The organism is Pseudomonas sp. F(2018), assembly GCF_005508865.1.
Lineage (GTDB): Bacteria > Pseudomonadota > Gammaproteobacteria > Pseudomonadales > Pseudomonadaceae > Aquipseudomonas.
The window spans coordinates 202,258-218,181 of the sequence record NZ_SCOM01000005.1; the positions used below are offsets into that span (position 1 = coordinate 202,258).

At 67.2% G+C, this 15,924-nt stretch carries 15 protein-coding genes and 1 pseudogene; 6 read left to right on the forward strand and 10 right to left on the reverse strand.

Annotated features, from left to right (window positions below; genetic code table 11):
- Positions 1-77: 77 nt before the first annotated feature.
- From FFS62_RS20415 to FFS62_RS20430, 4 genes are read right to left on the reverse strand one after another with little or no spacing between them, the layout of a single operon-like run.
- Positions 78-461 carry a phosphopantetheine adenylyltransferase gene (locus tag FFS62_RS20415; protein WP_137974690.1) on the reverse strand — a complete coding sequence of 128 codons (384 nt, stop codon included), beginning with the start codon at positions 459-461 and terminating at the stop codon, positions 78-80.
- Positions 462-466: 5 nt separating this feature from the next.
- Complete coding sequence (locus FFS62_RS20420) at positions 467-2,059, reverse strand: GMC family oxidoreductase (RefSeq protein ID WP_137974691.1); 1,593 nt, start codon at positions 2,057-2,059, stop codon at positions 467-469.
- A gap of 46 nt (positions 2,060-2,105) precedes the next feature.
- Positions 2,106-2,651: a twin-arginine translocation pathway signal protein gene (locus FFS62_RS20425; protein WP_137974692.1), complete on the reverse strand. Its 546-nt coding sequence runs from the start codon at positions 2,649-2,651 to the stop codon at positions 2,106-2,108.
- A 9-nt stretch (positions 2,652-2,660) separates the two neighbouring features.
- A complete protein-coding gene (locus FFS62_RS20430; RefSeq protein WP_137974693.1) occupies positions 2,661-4,091 on the reverse strand; it encodes a coniferyl aldehyde dehydrogenase in 1,431 nt (476 codons plus the stop codon).
- 144 nt (positions 4,092-4,235) lie between these two features.
- On the opposite strand from FFS62_RS20430, the gene FFS62_RS20435 reads away from it, so the two are divergent.
- On the forward strand, positions 4,236-4,898 hold the full coding sequence (locus tag FFS62_RS20435) for a TetR/AcrR family transcriptional regulator (RefSeq protein WP_137974694.1): 663 nt from the start codon (positions 4,236-4,238) through the stop codon (positions 4,896-4,898).
- On the opposite strand, the gene FFS62_RS20440 is transcribed toward FFS62_RS20435, so the two are convergent.
- From FFS62_RS20440 to FFS62_RS20465, 6 genes and pseudogenes are all read right to left on the reverse strand, one after another.
- Positions 4,895-5,881, reverse strand: a complete 987-nt coding sequence (locus tag FFS62_RS20440; RefSeq protein WP_137974695.1) for a hydrolase — start codon at positions 5,879-5,881, stop codon at positions 4,895-4,897. The genes FFS62_RS20435 and FFS62_RS20440 overlap by 4 nt on opposite strands.
- 61 nt (positions 5,882-5,942) lie before the next feature.
- Positions 5,943-7,109 carry a nucleotide sugar dehydrogenase gene (locus tag FFS62_RS20445; RefSeq protein WP_137974696.1) on the reverse strand — a complete coding sequence of 389 codons (1,167 nt, stop codon included), beginning with the start codon at positions 7,107-7,109 and terminating at the stop codon, positions 5,943-5,945.
- A 207-nt stretch (positions 7,110-7,316) separates the two neighbouring features.
- Complete coding sequence (locus tag FFS62_RS20450) at positions 7,317-7,529, reverse strand: hypothetical protein (RefSeq protein WP_137974697.1); 213 nt, start codon at positions 7,527-7,529, stop codon at positions 7,317-7,319.
- An 8-nt stretch (positions 7,530-7,537) separates the two neighbouring features.
- The gene (gene rsmD / locus FFS62_RS20455) at positions 7,538-8,131 is read right to left on the reverse strand and encodes a 16S rRNA (guanine(966)-N(2))-methyltransferase RsmD (protein WP_137974698.1); all 594 of its coding nucleotides are present in this window, start codon (positions 8,129-8,131) and stop codon (positions 7,538-7,540) included.
- Entirely contained in the window at positions 8,131-9,615 is a 1,485-nt protein-coding gene (locus tag FFS62_RS20460) for a pitrilysin family protein (RefSeq protein WP_137974699.1), read from the reverse strand. The genes rsmD and FFS62_RS20460 overlap by 1 nt, the downstream gene beginning before the upstream one ends.
- A pseudogene (locus tag FFS62_RS20465) lies at positions 9,611-10,976 on the reverse strand (M16 family metallopeptidase); the annotation flags it as partial. The gene FFS62_RS20460 and the pseudogene FFS62_RS20465, both read right to left, overlap by 5 nt.
- A 127-nt stretch (positions 10,977-11,103) precedes the next feature.
- Between FFS62_RS20465 and ftsY the strand changes: the two are divergent.
- From ftsY to FFS62_RS20490, 5 genes are all read left to right on the forward strand, one after another.
- On the forward strand, positions 11,104-12,531 hold the full coding sequence (gene ftsY / locus FFS62_RS20470; protein ID WP_137974701.1) for a signal recognition particle-docking protein FtsY: 1,428 nt from the start codon (positions 11,104-11,106) through the stop codon (positions 12,529-12,531).
- Complete coding sequence (gene ftsE / locus FFS62_RS20475; RefSeq protein WP_137974702.1) at positions 12,528-13,196, forward strand: cell division ATP-binding protein FtsE; 669 nt, start codon at positions 12,528-12,530, stop codon at positions 13,194-13,196. The genes ftsY and ftsE overlap by 4 nt, the downstream gene beginning before the upstream one ends.
- Positions 13,196-14,206, forward strand: coding sequence for a permease-like cell division protein FtsX (gene ftsX, locus FFS62_RS20480; RefSeq protein ID WP_137974703.1), 1,011 nt, complete (start codon positions 13,196-13,198; stop codon positions 14,204-14,206). The genes ftsE and ftsX overlap by 1 nt, the downstream gene beginning before the upstream one ends.
- A 116-nt stretch (positions 14,207-14,322) precedes the next feature.
- Positions 14,323-15,177: an RNA polymerase sigma factor RpoH gene (gene rpoH / locus FFS62_RS20485; protein ID WP_137974704.1), complete on the forward strand. Its 855-nt coding sequence runs from the start codon at positions 14,323-14,325 to the stop codon at positions 15,175-15,177.
- Between the two features lie 59 nt (positions 15,178-15,236).
- A complete protein-coding gene (locus FFS62_RS20490; RefSeq protein WP_137974705.1) occupies positions 15,237-15,839 on the forward strand; it encodes a hypothetical protein in 603 nt (200 codons plus the stop codon).
- The last annotated feature ends 85 nt before the right edge of the window (positions 15,840-15,924 follow it).

The following is a 15,924-nucleotide window of genomic DNA, read 5'->3' on the forward strand; positions in this document are numbered from 1 at the left end:
GCGAAGTCCTGCTCGGAGCGGTTGGAGTGCGCGGATGGTAGCGCAGCGTTTCCCCCCGGGCCAAGCAGAGGAAATCCTCAGGGGCCGCCAGCGGTCAGGCGCAGGTGCAGCGGCAGCGCCAGCAGCAGGCAGGCCAGGGCCACCCAGTCGGCCACTACCACGCGGCGCAAGGCCTCGTTGTAGAGCGGTGCGCTCCAGGCCAGCAGGAGGAAGCTGACGACGCTGAGCAGGCCGCCGAGCAGCGCCAGATTACGCAGTCCGGGGATAAACGCGGCGGCCACCAGCAGCGCACCGAGCAGGCCGAACAGCACGGCGCGGTGGCGCATGAGGATCTGCAGGTTGGGCTCGTCCAACGCCAGCCCGTAGAGCGCGTTGAGCCGTTCGCCACCGAGCACGCCGGCCAGCGGCAGCAGGTGAATGATGCCGGCGACCAGCAGCAGGAGAGCGATCAGCCTGTTCATCTGCTTCAGACCTCGAGGCGTTCGGCCAGCAGGGTCGAGAGCTTGGCGGTGAGGCCGTAGATCGACAGCTGCGGGTTGGCGCCGATGCTGGTGGGGAACAGCGAGCCGTCGTGGATCGACAGATTTTCCAGTTGGTGGTGGCGGCCCAGGCTGTCGGTCACCGCCATCTTCTGGTCCTCACCCATGGCGCAGCCGCCCATTACATGGGCACTGCCCAGGCGAGTCTGGAACAGGCGCAGGTCGAGGCGCTCGATCAGTGCCTTGGCCTCGGCCAGGCTCTTCACGTACTCGGCCTGGGCATGCACCGGCAGCACGGCCTTGGCGCCGGCGGCGAACTGGATCTCGGCCATGCTGTGGAAGGCCCGGCGCAGACCGTCCCAGGTGTAGTCGGTCAAGCGGTAGTCGAGCACCGGCGTGCCGTCGCCGCGCAGTTCCACCGTGCCCTCGGCGCTGTCCGGGTGGAAGCCGTCGCGCATCAGCGCCAGCATCACGTTGGTGTGCGGCAGCTGCTCCATGCGCATGGCGTTGTCGACACCGAAGCGGCCGAGTAGGGTGGCGGCCAGGGCCGGCTGCAGCGGCGGTACTTCCAGCTTGTAGGACATGTGCCCGGTGGCGCCGTCGTTCCACTGGAAGTGGTCGGAATACACCGACTGCGGCGCGCCGTAGAAGGGGTTGATGACCTGCTCGAACTGCGCCGCGGAGAAGTTCACCAGGTGCAGGAAGGTGCGCTTGCCGACCCGCTCGTGCGGATCCGGCGTCTTGGAGCGCAGCAGCAGCGCCGGCGAGTTGATGCCGCCGCCGGCCAGCACGTAATGGCGAGCCTTGACCATGATGCGTCGGCCATTGGGCGCCACGCTGCGCTCGTCCATGCCCAGGCATTCCAGGCCGCTGACGTGCTGGCCGTCGTGAATAAGCCGTTCGGCGCGCGCCAGGTAGAGCAGGGCGCCGCCCTGGTCGAGGGCGGCCGGGATGGTGGTGACCAGCATCGACTGCTTGGCGTTGACCGGGCAGCCCATGCCGCAGTAGCCGAGGTTCCAGCAGCCGCGCACATTGCGTGGGATCACCTTCCAGCCGTAGCCGAGCTTGTCGCAGCCGGCGCTGATCACCGCGTTGTTCGGGTTTGGCGGAATGGCCCAGGGCGCGACGCCCAGGCGCTGCTCCATCCTTTCGAACCAGGGCGCCATATCGGCGGCGCCGTGACCCTTCACGCCATGGGCCTCGGCCCAGTGGGCGAGAGTCGGCTCGGGGGTGCGGAAGCTGGAGGTCCAGTTGACCAGGGTGGTACCGCCGACGGCACGGCCCTGCATGATGGTGATGGCGCCGTCCTTGCTCATGCGCCCGATGCCTTCCTGGTACAGCTGCGGGTAGGCGTCAGCCTCCTGCATCTTGAAGTCGCTGCTGGTCTTCAGCGGGCCTTCCTCGATCAGCAGCACCTTGAGCCCGGCGGCGCTGAGGATCTCCGCGGTGGTGCCGCCACCGGCGCCACTGCCGATGATGGCGACGTCGGCTTCCAGCAGCAGGTCTTTTTCCAGGCGCGAGCCATCGTAAGTGGTCCAGCCGCGGGCCAGGCCGTCGCGGAAGATATCGGGTACAGGCATGTTCAGGCTCTTTTCTTGTAGTTCTGTAAGGGTGCGCCGCCGGCCGTTAGAACTGAGGTGGGCCGGGGTAGCCGCAATGGGCCCAGGACTGCGGCCGGGCATACCAGGACATCAGCACCACCTGCAGCAGCGAGGCGTGGCCCATGCGCAGCAGGTCCAGCGAGCTGTGCTCCCAGCGGTCGAGGAACTGGCGGATGTCCTCCGAACTGGCGTTTTCCCAGCTGCCCCAGATACCGGTCAGCGGGCCGCGGGTTACGCTCATGGCCAGCACGTCGAACAGCTGCTGGGTGAGCTTGAGCAGTTCCGGCGACAGGTGATTGAGGTTGTGGTCGATGCCCTGCAGGGTGGCGTCCACCGCAGCCTGCATGGCGTCCGTTGGCACAGCACCCTCTAGCACCACCGGGATCAGCGCGCGCAGGCTGGGCAGGTCGCTGCCGCGCAGCACGGCGAAGCCGGCAGCGGGGCCGCCGGCCGAACAGCCGCTGAGGCTGGCGGTGACCCCGGCGGTGGCGAGGAAGGCACCGCCCAGCAGGCCGACCTTGAGGAGGCCGCGGCGCGACAGCTGCGGCGCGGCGTTGGATATGTCGCTCATCTGCGCCCCTTAGCGGATAAACAGCTTGTGGATCAGCTTCTGGATCGCGGTGCCGTAGGGCGGGTAGATGAAGCGTGCGGCATTGAAGCGCTGCTTGATCAGCACGCCCTTGGCCTTGCTGAAGGTCAGGAAGCCCTCGTGGCCATGGTAGTGGCCCATGCCCGAAGGGCCGACGCCGCCGAACGGCATGTCGTCCTGGGCCACGTGCAGCAGGGTGTCGTTCAGGCACACGCCGCCCGAGTGGGTCTCGTGCAGCACGCGCTGCTGCTCGCCCTTGTCGTAGCCGAAGTAGTACAGGGCCAGCGGACGCGGGCGATCGTTGATATAGGCGAAGGCATCGTCCAGGCGCTGGTAGGGCACCACCGGCAGCAGCGGGCCGAAGATCTCCTCCTGCATCAGCTTCATCTCGTCGCTGACATTGAGCACCAGGCTGTGGGCCAGGCGGCGGCCCTGATCGCCGGGGAACAGCGGGACGATCTGCGCGCCCTTGGCCTCGGCGTCGCTGATATAGCCCTTAAGGCGGCCCAGCTGGCGCTCGTTGATGATCGCCGTGTAGTCAGCGTTGTTTTCCAGCTTCGGATAGAAGCGCTGCACGGCGGCGCGGTAGGCGGCGACGAAGCCCTCGACGCGCTCCTGCGGCACCAGCACATAGTCCGGCGCCACGCAGGTCTGCCCGGCGTTCATGGTCTTGCCGAAGGCGATGCGCTCGGCGGCGTCATCCAGCGGCACCTCGGCGGAGACGATGGCCGGCGACTTGCCGCCCAGCTCCAGGGTCACCGGCACCAGGTTCTCGGCGGCGGCGCGCATCACGTGCTTGCCGATGCTGGTGGCACCGGTGAACAGCAGGTGGTCGAAGGGCTGGCGCGAGAAGGCCTGACCGACTTCGGCCTCGCCCAGCACCACGGCCACCAGGTCCTCGGGGAACACCTTGGCCAGCAGGTCCTTGACCAGCTGCGAGGTGGTCGGAGTCGATTCGCTCATCTTGATCATCACCCGGTTGCCTGCGGCCAGGGCGCCAATCAGCGGACCGAAGGCCAGGTACAGCGGGTAATTCCACGGCACGATCACGCCGACCACGCCCAGCGGCTGGTACACCACGCGTGCCGAGGCGGGCTGGAAGGCCATGCCGACATGGCGGCGCGACGGCTTCATCCACTTGCCCAGGCGTTTGCTGGCGTAGTCGATGCCGTGCAGGCTGGGCATGATCTCGGCCAGCAGGGTCTCGCTGGCGGCGCGGTTGCTGAAGTCGCTGGACACCGCATCGATCAGGGCCTGCTTCTCGCCGAGGATCAGTTCGCGCAGGGCCTTGAGCCATGCGCGGCGCTGTTCGGCCGATGGCATCGGGTTGGCGCGGTAGGCGGCACGCTGGGCAGCCAGCAGCGGCTCCAGGGCGTCGATCTGTTGTTGGTTTTGTTGGAGATAGGCAACGTCGGCGACCATGGCGGAGCGTCCTCTGTGGGAGCGGCGGAGTGGATGAGGATGATTTTTAGAGTAAATGCTCTAAACTGTCAATCGAGTCGCTCGCCGGTCGTCAGATCGGGCGCTTCCCTGTACTTTTGTCCCCTTTGCCGCGTGAGCCGAACCATGGCCCCGAAGAACAAGACCCGCGAACGCATCGTCGAAGCCAGCCTGGAGCTCTTCAACGCCCAGGGCGAGCGCAGCGTCACCACCAACCACATCGCCGCCCACCTGGGCATGTCGCCGGGCAACCTGTACTACCACTTCCGCAACAAGCAGGCGATCATCGCCGAGCTGTTCGCCGAGTATGAGAGCCGGGTAGCGGTATTCCTGCGCCTGCCCGAGGGTCGCGCCCTGACGGTGGCGGACAAGACCTTCTATCTGGAAGCGCTGCTGGCGGCCATGTGGCACTACCGCTTCCTCCATCGCGACCTCGAGCACCTGCTGGAAAGCGACCTGGAACTGGCCGAGCGCTACCGCGCCTTCGCCCACCGCTGTCTGCAGGCCGCCACCGAGATCTACCATGGCTTCGTCGCCGCCGACGTCCTGGCCATGGACGCCCAGCAGATCGAGGCGCTGACCCTCAACAGCTGGATCATCCTCACCTCTTGGGTGCGCTTCCTCTGCACCATCCGCAACAACCCCGGCGACTTGAGCGAGGAGCTGATGCGCCGCGGCGTGTACCAGATTCTCGCGCTGGAGAGCGGCTACGTCACCGAGGCCGCGCGCGACGCGGTACAGGCGCTGCTGCAGCGCCTGCACGTGTCGATGGTGGATGTGGTCGGCTAGCGTCCGCCAGCGAGCCACGCAGGAATGCGTCGCTCCAGGTAGAACTCCGGCCGCCGCGGCGAGCCGCCGATGAAGCCGACATGGCCGCCGCGGTCGTGCAGCTCCAGATGGGTGCTGCGCGACAGTTCCTGGGCCTGCGGCACGCTGTGGGGGAAGACGAAGGGGTCGTCGCTGGACTGGATGATCAGCGTGCGCGTGCGGATCCGCTCCAGGTAGTAACGGCTGGACGCGCGGCGGTAGTAGTCGTCGGCGTCGGCGTAGCCGTGCAGCGGCGCGGTGAAGCGCCCGTCGAAGTCCCAGAAGGTGCGCATGCCCTCCAGCGGACCCAACTGCTGCAGCGCCGCCAGGCGCTCGTGATGGCCCTCGTCGGTAAAGCGCTGCTGCTTGTCGCGCACATACGCAACCAGCTCGCGCATGAAGTGCGCCTGGTAGACCTTGGAGAAGCCGCGGTCGATGCGCTCGGCGCAGTGGTCCAGACGGAACGGCACCGACACCGCCACCGCGCCCTGCAGGCCGGAATCCTCGCCCGACTCGCCCAGGTATTTGAGCAGCACGTTGCCACCCAGCGAATAGCCCACCGCATACAGCGGCGCCAGCGGCCGCTTGGCCTGCAGATGACGCACCACGCTGACCACGTCCTCGCTGACCCCGGAGTGGTAGCCGCGCGGCAGTAGGTTGGGCTCGCCGGAGCAGCCACGCCAGTTCAGCGCCACGCTGGCCCAGCCCCGTGCCGCCAGTTGCTGCTGCAGACCGAGCACGTAGTGCGAGCTGGAGGAGCCGGTCAGCCCGTGCAGCACCAGCACCAGCGGCGCCGTGGCTTCATGCGGGCCATGCCAGTCCAGGTCGAGGAAGTCGCCATCCTCCAGCCACAGCCGCTCGCGCTGCCGTTCCAGCTGCGGCAGCGTGCGGCACAGCGAGCCGAACAGCGTCTGCAAGTGTGGGCTGGGTAGCCACCAGGCGGGGGAGAAGGGGGGAGCGGACATCGGTTGCAGCCCGGAGCGGGAAAGGCTCCAGAGTAAGGCGCTAGAGAGCTCCAGAGAAGAGTCAGTCGCGGCCGAACAGATCGCGGGTATAGATCTTCCCGGCCACATCGCTGAGCGCCGGGCTCATGCGATTGCTGAGGATGACGTCGGCTTCGCGCTTGAACAGTTCCAGATCATCGACGATGCGCGCCTCGGCGTATTCGCTCTGATTCAGCCCCGGCTCATGCACGATCACTTCGACGCCCCTGGCCATGATGCGCTGCATGATGTCGAGGATGCTGGAGGCACGGAAGTTGTCCGAGTCGCTCTTCATGATCAGGCGATAGATGCCCACGACGCGTGGCTGGCGCTTGAGAATCTCTTCGGCGATGAAGTCCTTGCGCGTGTCGTTCGACGCCACGATGGCGTGGATAAGGTTTTGCGGCACGTCGCGGTAGTTGGCCAGCAACTGCTGGGTGTCCTTGGGCAGGCAGTAACCGCCGTAGCCGAAGGAGGGGTTGTTGTAGTGGTCGCCGATGCGCGGGTCGAGGCCGACGCCTTCGATGATCTGCCGGCTGTCCAGACCATGGCTGGCGGCATAGGTGTCGAGCTCGTTGAAATAGGACACGCGCATGGCCAGGTAGGCGTTGGCGAACAGCTTGATCGCCTCCGCTTCCGTCGAGTCGGTGAGCAGGATCGGTACATCGGGCTCCAGAGCGCATTCCTTCAGCTGCTCGGCAAAGATCTCCGCGCGCCGCGAGCGCTCGCCGACCACGATGCGTGTCGGGTGCAGGGTGTCATGCAGGGCGCGCCCTTCACGCAGGAACTCGGGGGAGAAGATCAGCCGCTCGCAGGCGAAGCGCTGGCGTGCCTTCAGGGTATAGCCGACCGGCACCGTCGACTTGATCACCAGCACCGCATCCGGATTGATCGTCATGGCCTCGCCGATCACGCTCTCGATGGCCTGGGTGTTGAAGTAGTTGGTGTGGGGGTCGTAGTCGGAGGGCGTGGCGATCAGCACATACTCCGCCCCTTCGTAGGCTTCCTGCTTGTCCAGGGTGGCGCGCAGATCGAGCGGCTTGTTCCGGAGATAGTCCTCCAGTTCGGGATCGGCGATCGGCGATTGCCGTCGGTTGATCAGCGCTACCCTGGCCGCATCTATGTCCAGGGCCACCACCTCATGCTGCTGAGCGAGCAGCACGGCATTCGACAGTCCTACGTAACCCAGCCCGGCAACGGCGATCTTCATGCGTCATGACCTCAATTGTCTGTCGGTCGCAGGGCCGACACGCGCACTGGACCATGCGATACGAAGAGGCCTGAGTTAGGGCTGGCTTCGCAGAGGCGTGACTCAGTGCATAGCTGGATGATGAAGATCGCAGATTGCAGTTTATGGACGCCGCAATTGCTGAGGCTCGCAGCGTTTTTACGTAAGAGCGGGATATGCCAGCGAGAGCTAGCGTCTGGGGCGTATCAAGATCTTCCAAGCCGCAAACAGAAGCACCAGTAGAGCCAGGAGGCGCTGCTCGATCAGGCCGATCACGATTCCGCTGTCCTCACGTATGCTGCGGTTCAGGCCGAAGCCGATCTCTCGGTCGCTGAACAACAGCGCCAGCGCAAGTGCGGACAGCAGCAGATACGGCAGGTTGTCGTAGATGAATCTCTTCAAAGGTTGCCTCAGTCCCGCGCCCACAGCGCGTAGTACACCTGCCCGGCCTTCTGCTCGCGGTGCAGGCGCCAGTTGCCGGGCATGGCCAGGGTCGAGGGTGCGGTTTCGCTTTCGGTGTAGATCCAGGCGTCCTTGGCCAGCCAGCCTTTTTCTTCCAGCAGCGCGCAGGCCGGTGCCAGCAGGTCCTGGCCGAAGGGCGGGTCGAGGAATACCAGGTCGTAGGGCGTGGCCGGCTGGCTGTCCAGGTGGCGCAGGGCGTCGGTCTGCAGCAGCTGGCCGTTGCTGCATTTCAGCGTGGCGAGGATCTGCCGCAGGCTGGCGATGGCGCTGTTGTTGCTGTCCAGGGCCAGGGCGCTGCTGGCGCCGCGCGACAGGGCTTCGAGGAACAGCGCGCCGCTGCCGGTGAAGCAGTCCAGCACATGGGCGCCCTCGACATAGGGCGCCAGCCAGTTGAACAGCGTCTCGCGCACGCGGTTGGGCGTCGGGCGCAGGCCATGGGCCATGGGGAAGCTGAACTGGCGGCTGCGCCACTCGCCGCCGATGATGCGCAGCTGGCCGCTGCCGTTGTGCTCTGCGGTTTTTTTACCAGGTGACTTGCGCATCAGTGCTCCGGCGGGCCGGCCGGTTGTTCGGCGGGCTTGTCGGTGGGTGGGGGCAGCGGCTTCTGCGCGACCGTGGGGCCGGCGGTGACGATGACCAGCTTGTCGGTCGCCAGGTGCTTGGCCATGGCGGCCTTCACCTGCTCCACGCTCAGGCCCTGCACTTCGCTCATGAAGTCGTCGAGGTAGGTCAGCGGCAAGTCGTAGAAGCCCATGCTGCCGAGCTGGCCGACGATGTCGGCGTTGCTCGCGGTGGTCAGCGGGAAGCTGCCGACCATCTCGCGCTTGGCTTCGTCCAGTTCCTTCTGGGTCGGGCCGTTGGCCAGGTAGTCGGCGAGGATGTCCTGCACCAGCTCGAGAGTGCCTTCGCTCAGCTCGGCGCGGGTCTGCAGGTTGATCATGAACGGGCCGCGCGCCTGCATGGCGCTGAAGCCCGAGTAGATGCCGTAGGTCAGGCCGCGCTTCTCGCGCACCTCTTCCATCAGACGGGTGCCGAAGCCACCGCCACCGAGGATCTGGTTGCCCAGCATCAGCGCCGCGTAGTCCGGCTCGCGGCGGTCGACGCCGAGCTGGGCCAGCATCAGGTGGGTCTGGTTGGACGGGTACTCGATATGGCTGGGGCCGGCCTTGGGTTCCTCGGGCTGGGCGATGCGCGGCAGCGCCGGGCCCTTGGGCAGGGAGGCGGAGACCTTGGCCGCGATGGCCTCGGCCTCGGCACGGGAGAGGTCGCCGACCAGGGCGATCACCACGTTGCCGGCGGCGTAGGCCTTGGCATGGAAGGCACGCAGCTGCGCCACCGAGATGCCGGGGATCGACTGCTCGTTGCCTTCGCTTGGGTGGGCATAGGGGTGGGTGCCGTACAGGCGCTCGAACAGTTGCAGGCCGGCCAGCTTGCCGGGGTTCTGCTTCTGGTACTCGAAGCCGGCCAGCAGCTGGTTCTTGATCCGCGCCAGGGCGTCCTCGGGGAAGGTCGGCTGGCCGATGACCTGATCGAACAGGACCAGGGCCGGCTCGCGCTGCTCGGCGGCGCTGAGGCTGCGCAGGCTGGCGATGGCCATGTCGCGGTAGGCGCCGTTGCCGAACTCGGCACCCAGGCTCTCGAAGCCTTCGGCGATGGCGGTGACGTCCTTGCCGGGCACGCCTTCGTTGAGCATGGCGTTGGTCAGGGCGGCCAGGCCGGGCACGCCGTCGTCGTGGCTGCTGCCGGCGGCGAAGGTCAGGCGCAGGTCGAACATCGGCAGCTGGCGCGCCTCGACGAACAGCACCTTGGCGCCCTCAGCGGTCTGCCATTGCTGGATATCCAGGGTGCGCTTGCTCGGCGCCTTGCCTTCCAGGGCGGCCAGCGACTCCAGGCCGGTGGATTGGGCGGGCGCTTCTGCCAGCGTCGGGGCCTGAGCGCTGCGGCTGGCGATATAGGTGAGCAGGCCGATCAGCAGGATCAGGCCGAGGCCGAGCAGGCCGTAACGGATGCCGTTGCGCTCGCTCATGGCTGGGCTCCTTCTGCGGCTTTCTCGGGCAGGATGTGGGCGACCGACAGGCGCGACGGGGTGAAGTAAGTACGGGCGGCCTTCTGGATATCGGCCGGGGTCACCGCTTCGAGGGCGGCCAGGTCCTTGTCCATCAGCGTCCACGACAGGCCGACGGTTTCCAGCTGGCCGATGGTGGTGGCCTGGCTGGTGATCGAATCGCGCTCGTAGACCAGGCCGGCGATCACCTGGGCACGCACCCGGGCCAGCTCATCCGGGCTAGGTGGAGTGCGTTTGAGCTCGTCGAGCTGGGCCCACAGGCCGGCTTCGGTCTGCTCCAGCGAGACGCCCTTCTGCACGTTCGGCGTGGCGGAGAGCATGAACAGGCTGTCGCCGCGGGCGAAGGCGTCGTACCAGGCGGAGGCACCGGACACCAGCTCCTGGCCACGTTCCAGGCGCGACGGCAGGCGGGCGCTGTAGCCGCCGTCGAGCAGGGCGGAGAGCAGGCGCAGCGCATGGACTTCGCGGGCATCGGCGCTGGTGGCGATGCCGGGCACATTGAAGCCCATCAGCAGGCTCGGCAGCTGGGTCTTCACGTGCAGTTTGATGCGTCGCTCGCCCGGCTCGGCCAGCTCGCGTGGAGCCTTGGCCGGCGGTACGTCACGCCGCGGAATGGCACCGAAGTAGTGCTGGGCCAGGCCCTGTACCTCGTCTTTGGTTACGTCGCCGACCACCACCAGGGTGGCGTTGTTCGGCGCGTACCAGGCCTGGTACCAGTGGCGCAGCTCCTCGACGGTCATGCGGTCGAGGTCGGCCATCCAGCCGATGGTCGGGGTGTGGTAGCCGCTGGCCGGGTAGGCCATGGCCTTGAAGCGCTCGTAGGCCAGCGAGGTGGGTTTGTCGTCGGTGCGCAGGCGGCGCTCCTCCTTGATCACCTCGATCTCGCGGGCGAACTCGTCGGCCGGCAGCTTGAGGCTGGCCAGGCGGTCGGCCTCCAGCTCGAAGGCCACGGCCAGGCGGTCGCGCGACAGCACCTGGTAATAGGCGGTGTAGTCGTCACTGGTGAAGGCGTTCTCCTCGGCGCCTAGGTCACGCAGGATGCGCGAGGCCTCGCCGGGGCCGAGCTTGCGGCTGCCCTTGAACATCATGTGTTCGAGGGCGTGGGAAAGGCCGGTCTGGCCGGGCGTCTCATAACTGGAGCCGACCTTGTACCAGAGCTGGGAGACCACCACGGGGGCGCGGTGATCCTCGCGGACGATGACCTTGAGGCCGTTGTCCAACTGGAATTCGTGGGTCGCTTGGGGTTCGGCGGCGATTGCCGCCAGGGGCATGCAGAACGCGCTGAGGAGCAGGCCGGCGCAGCGGCGGGCGAGTCGTGTCATAGGGGCTCTTGACCTGTCGGACGGCCCGGCCGGTCGTACCGCCGGCGGGCGAAGAGGTGCTAGGATACCGCATCCTTTTCCGGGGCGGCGCGGCGATCCGTGCGGCTCCCCTGAGATCAAGCGACCCATGTTTGGTTCCCAAGACGACAAGCCATCGCCGGAGCAACCCGGCGAGAAGAAATCCCTGTTTGGCTGGCTGCGCAAGAAGCCGGAAGCTCCGGGGGCGGCCGAGCAGCCTCAACCCGCGCCAGCGGTCGAACCGAGCAGCGCGCCGGCGGAGCCCGAGGCTGCCGTAAGCCCTGCGCCAGTGACTGCGACCAGCGCTGAGCCCGCTGTGGTGACGCCCGCCGCAGCGCCGGTTGTCGAGCCCGTACCCGAGCCCGTTGCCGCCGCGCCTGAGCCGGTGCCCGCGCCGGTGGTGGTGCAGCCGCCGATCGAGCACCTGCCCGTGGTCGAGGCCGCGCCGCTGGCCGAAGAGCCCAAGCCGGCTTTCTCGCGCTTCCGCATTAATGCCGGCAGCGAAGTCACCCATCCGGTCCACGAAGCGCCCGTCGAACCCGCGCCGCAACCCGAGCCGGTTGCCGCGCCCGCGGTGGTCGAACAGAGCAAGCCCGGCGACAACCAGGGCGGCTGGTTCGCCCGCCTCAAGCAGGGCCTGTCCAAGACCAGCGCCAGCCTGGGCGAGGGCATGGCCAGCCTGTTCCTCGGCAAGAAAGCCATCGACGACGACCTGCTCGACGAGCTGGAAACCCGCCTGCTGATGGCCGACGTCGGCGTCGAGGCCACCAGTACCATCATCGGCAGCCTGACCAAGCGCGTGGCGCGCAAGGAGCTGGCCGACAGCGGCGCGCTGTACAAGGCGTTGCAGGAAGAGCTGGGCGGCCTGCTCAAGCCGGTCGAGCAGCCGCTGGTCATCAACGCCGAGAAGCAGCCCTACGTGATCCTGGTGGTCGGCGTGAACGGCGTCGGCAAGACCACCACCATCGGCAAGCTGGCCAAGAAGCTGCAGGGCGAGGGCAAGAAGGTCATGCTCGCCGCCGGCGACACTTTCCGCGCTGCGGCCGTCGAGCAGCTGCAGGTGTGGGGCGAGCGCAACAGCATCGCGGTGATCGCCCAGCACACCGGCGCCGACTCCGCCTCGGTGATCTTCGATGCGGTGCAGGCCGCCAAGGCCCGTGGCGTCGACGTGCTGATCGCCGATACGGCCGGTCGCCTGCACACCAAGGACAACCTGATGGAGGAACTGAAGAAGGTCCGTCGGGTCATTGGCAAGCTGGATGAGACCGCGCCCCACGAAGTGCTGCTGGTGCTGGACGCCGGCACCGGGCAGAACGCGATCAACCAGACCAAGCAGTTCAACCAGGCCGTGACCCTCACCGGGCTGGCGCTGACCAAGCTGGATGGCACCGCCAAGGGCGGGGTGATCTTCGCCCTGGCCAAGCAGTTTGGCCTGCCGATCCGCTACATCGGCGTCGGCGAGGGCATCGACGATCTGCGCACCTTCGTCGCCGAGGACTTCGTCCAGGCACTCTTTGCTGAGAAGGAACAGGGATGATTCGATTCGAGCAGGTCGGCAAGCGGTATCCCAACGGCCATGTCGGGTTGCATGAACTGAGTTTCCACGTGCGCCGCGGCGAGTTCCTCTTCGTCACCGGCCACTCCGGCGCGGGCAAGTCCACCCTGCTGCGCCTGCTGCTGGCGATGGAGCGGCCGACCACCGGCAAGCTGCTGCTGGCGGGGCAGGACCTGGCGCAGATCACCACCGCGCAGATTCCCTTCCTGCGCCGGCAGATCGGCGTGGTGTTCCAGAACCACCAGCTGCTGTTCGATCGCTCGGTGTTCGACAACGTCGCCCTGCCGCTGCAGATCCTCGGCCTGTCCAAGCCGGACATCGCCAAGCGGGTCAATGCCGCCCTGGAGCGTGTGTCGCTGTCGGACAAGGTCGAGCAGTTCCCGGCCGACCTGTCCACTGGCCAGCAGCAGCGCGTCGGCATTGCCCGTGCCGTGGTGCATCGCCCGGCCCTGCTGCTGGCGGACGAACCCACCGGTAACCTCGACCCGCGCCTGGCCGCCGAGATCATGGGTGTGTTCGAAGACATCAACCGCCTCGGCACCACAGTGCTGATCGCCAGCCACGACCTGGCCCTGATCGCGCGCATGCGCCACCGCATGCTTACCCTGCAACGCGGCCGACTGATCGGCGACGGGGAGGCCGGTTGATGAGCGACAAGCAACGCAATATCAAGGCCGCCGAGCGCGTCGGCGCCGTGCAGAGCAAGGCCGACAAGCCGATCAAGCAGGGCCCGGACTTCTCCACGCTGTTCGCCGCCTGGGTCGAGAGCCACCGCGCCAGCCTGGTCGACAGCCTCGGCCGCCTGGTCGGCCAGCCGATCGGCAGCTTCTTCACCTGCCTGGTGATGGCCGTGGCGCTGTCGCTGCCCATGGGCCTGGCCCTGCTGCTGGACAATGTCGAGCGCCTCGGCGGTTCCTGGCAGCAGGCCGCGCAGATTTCCCTGTACCTCAAGCAGGAGGCCGGTGACGACGCCGGCCTGCAGCTGCGCGAGGAGATCGCGGCCATGGCCGACGTGGCCGAGGCCGAGTTCATCGGCCGCGAGGCCGGCCTGGCCGCGTTCGAAGAACAGTCGGGCCTCGGTCAGGCCCTGCGCGAGCTGCCGGACAACCCGCTGCCCGCCGTGGTGGTGGTGACTCCGCACGAGATCGACAAGGCCGCGCTGGAGGCCCTGCGCCAGCGCCTGGCCGAGCTGCCCGGCGTCGACCAGGCGCAGCTCGACCTGCAGTGGGTGGAGCGCCTCACCGCCATCCTCGGCCTCGGCGACCGCTTCGTCTTCGGCCTGACCCTGCTGCTGGTGATGGCGCTGCTGCTGGTGATCGGCAACACCATTCGCCTGCATATCGAGAACCGCCGCAGCGAGATCGAGGTGATCAAGCTGGTCGGCGGTACCGATGGCTACGTGCGTCGGCCCTTCCTCTATATGGGGGCGCTGTATGGCCTGGGCGCCGGTCTGCTGGCCTGGGGCCTGCTGGCCTTCGGCCTGGACTGGCTGAACGAGGCAGTGGTACGCCTGGCGGGGCTCTACGGCAGCGATTTCGCCCTGGGTGGCGTGCCGGCAGCCGATGGTCTTTCGCTACTGTTGGGCGCGGTTTTCCTCGGCTATATTGGCGCCTGGCTGGCGGTAGCCCGTCACTTGAGCGAGCTCGCGCCGCGCTAGCAATTTATTGATTTTTGATCATTTTCTGAGCAACTGTAAGGGAACTTTTCCACTGGTTCCCACCTCAGAAAGGGCAGTGCTAGACTGCACCCCGCTTTGCAATACCGGAGGTTTTGATGACCACTTCCCTGCAACCTGTTCATGCCCTAGTTCCAGGCGCCAACCTGGAGGCATACGTGCATGCGGTGAACAGCATTCCGCTGTTGACCCCCGAGCAGGAGCGCGAGCTGGCCGAGAGTCTCTACTACGAGCAAGATCTGGAAGCCGCGCGCCAGATGGTTCTGGCCCACCTGCGCTTCGTCGTGCATATCGCCCGCAGCTACGCCGGCTATGGCCTGTCCCAGGCCGACCTGATCCAGGAAGGCAACGTCGGCCTGATGAAGGCGGTCAAGCGCTTCAACCCGGAAATGGGCGTGCGCCTGGTGTCCTTCGCCGTGCACTGGGTCAAGGCCGAGATCCACGAGTTCATCCTGCGCAACTGGCGCATCGTCAAGGTCGCCACCACCAAGGCCCAGCGCAAGCTGTTCTTCAACCTGCGCAGCCAGAAGAAGCGTCTGGCCTGGCTGAGCAACGACGAAGTGCATGCCGTGGCCGAGAGCCTGGGCGTGGAGCCGCGCGAAGTCCGCGAGATGGAGAGCCGCCTGTCCGGACAGGACATGGCCTTCGACCCGGCCGCGGAAGACGACGACGAGAGCGCGTTCAAGTCGCCGGCCAACTACCTGGAAGACCATCGCTACGACCCGGCCATGCAGCTCGAGGATGCCGACTGGAGCGACAGTTCCAGCGCCAGCCTGCATGAAGCGCTGGAAGGCCTGGACGAGCGCAGCCGCGACATCCTCTACCAGCGCTGGCTGGCCGAGGAGAAGGCGACCCTGCACGACCTGGCCGCCAAGTACAACGTCTCCGCCGAGCGCATTCGCCAGTTGGAGAAGAACGCCATGAATAAGCTGAAAGGCTCGATCCAGGCGTAAGCAGCACCACCCCGAAAAGCCGCACCCAGGTGCGGCTTTTTTCTGCCCGGAGCATTGCCATGAAGCGTCGTCCGCCCGCCCTGCTGTTCACCGTCGTGGCCCTGGCCAGCTGCCTGCTCGGCTACTGGTGGCTGGTGCCGCGCGAGGACAAGGCGGAGCCGCTGCCCTGGCTCGGCGAGTGGCAGGCCGAGGTGCTGCAGCCGCTGGCCGAGGACAGCCTGACCCTCAGCCAGCTCGATGATCGCCTGCCCAAGGCCGAGCTGTGGCTGCAGCCGCGCCTGGATGGCCCGCGCCTGCTGCTGCGCGACGCGCAGGCCCTGGAGTCGGGCGCCTGGGCGCTGGAGGCGGAACTGGCGCTCACCGCCGCCCAGCGCGACAGCCTGGCTACCGCCAGCGGCGTGAAGCCCAACGATGCGGAGCAGCCGCAGTCGGCGCAGATGCGCGAGCAGCTGGCCGGGCAGCGCATCGAGGCGCTCAACCTGCAGCCGCAGCAGGCCATCTCCGCCGCCACGCTCAGTGCTAGCCTGGGCGCGCCGCGCCTGCGCCTGCAGCTGCCGGAGGGCGAGGCCTGGATCTATCCGCAGCTGGGCCTGACCGCCCACCTCAAGGACGAGCGCCTGCAACTGCTGCGCGTGGTGCCGCGCCGCCTGCTCAGTCACTGACGCCTGCGGCCGCCGTTTCTGGCGCTTGAGGTTTTGGCGGGGAGCGGGGTTTGCCGGCAGGATCGGGGCTCGTCTCGAACAGGGA

Coding starts and splice junctions, on each gene's coding strand:
- FFS62_RS20425 (WP_137974692.1), bottom strand. CDS start 2,651: ATGAGCGACATATCCAACGCCGCGCCGCAGCTGTCGCGCCGCGGCCTC.
- FFS62_RS20445 (WP_137974696.1), bottom strand. CDS start 7,109: ATGAAGATCGCCGTTGCCGGGCTGGGTTACGTAGGACTGTCGAATGCC.
- FFS62_RS20420 (WP_137974691.1), bottom strand. CDS start 2,059: ATGCCTGTACCCGATATCTTCCGCGACGGCCTGGCCCGCGGCTGGACC.
- FFS62_RS20460 (WP_137974699.1), bottom strand. CDS start 9,615: ATGAGCGAGCGCAACGGCATCCGTTACGGCCTGCTCGGCCTCGGCCTG.
- ftsE (WP_137974702.1), top strand. CDS start 12,528: ATGATTCGATTCGAGCAGGTCGGCAAGCGGTATCCCAACGGCCATGTC.
- FFS62_RS20415 (WP_137974690.1), bottom strand. CDS start 461: ATGAACAGGCTGATCGCTCTCCTGCTGCTGGTCGCCGGCATCATTCAC.
- FFS62_RS20490 (WP_137974705.1), top strand. CDS start 15,237: ATGAAGCGTCGTCCGCCCGCCCTGCTGTTCACCGTCGTGGCCCTGGCC.
- rpoH (WP_137974704.1), top strand. CDS start 14,323: ATGACCACTTCCCTGCAACCTGTTCATGCCCTAGTTCCAGGCGCCAAC.
- FFS62_RS20435 (WP_137974694.1), top strand. CDS start 4,236: ATGGCCCCGAAGAACAAGACCCGCGAACGCATCGTCGAAGCCAGCCTG.
- rsmD (WP_137974698.1), bottom strand. CDS start 8,131: ATGCGCAAGTCACCTGGTAAAAAAACCGCAGAGCACAACGGCAGCGGC.
- ftsX (WP_137974703.1), top strand. CDS start 13,196: ATGAGCGACAAGCAACGCAATATCAAGGCCGCCGAGCGCGTCGGCGCC.
- FFS62_RS20430 (WP_137974693.1), bottom strand. CDS start 4,091: ATGGTCGCCGACGTTGCCTATCTCCAACAAAACCAACAACAGATCGAC.
- FFS62_RS20440 (WP_137974695.1), bottom strand. CDS start 5,881: ATGTCCGCTCCCCCCTTCTCCCCCGCCTGGTGGCTACCCAGCCCACAC.
- ftsY (WP_137974701.1), top strand. CDS start 11,104: ATGTTTGGTTCCCAAGACGACAAGCCATCGCCGGAGCAACCCGGCGAG.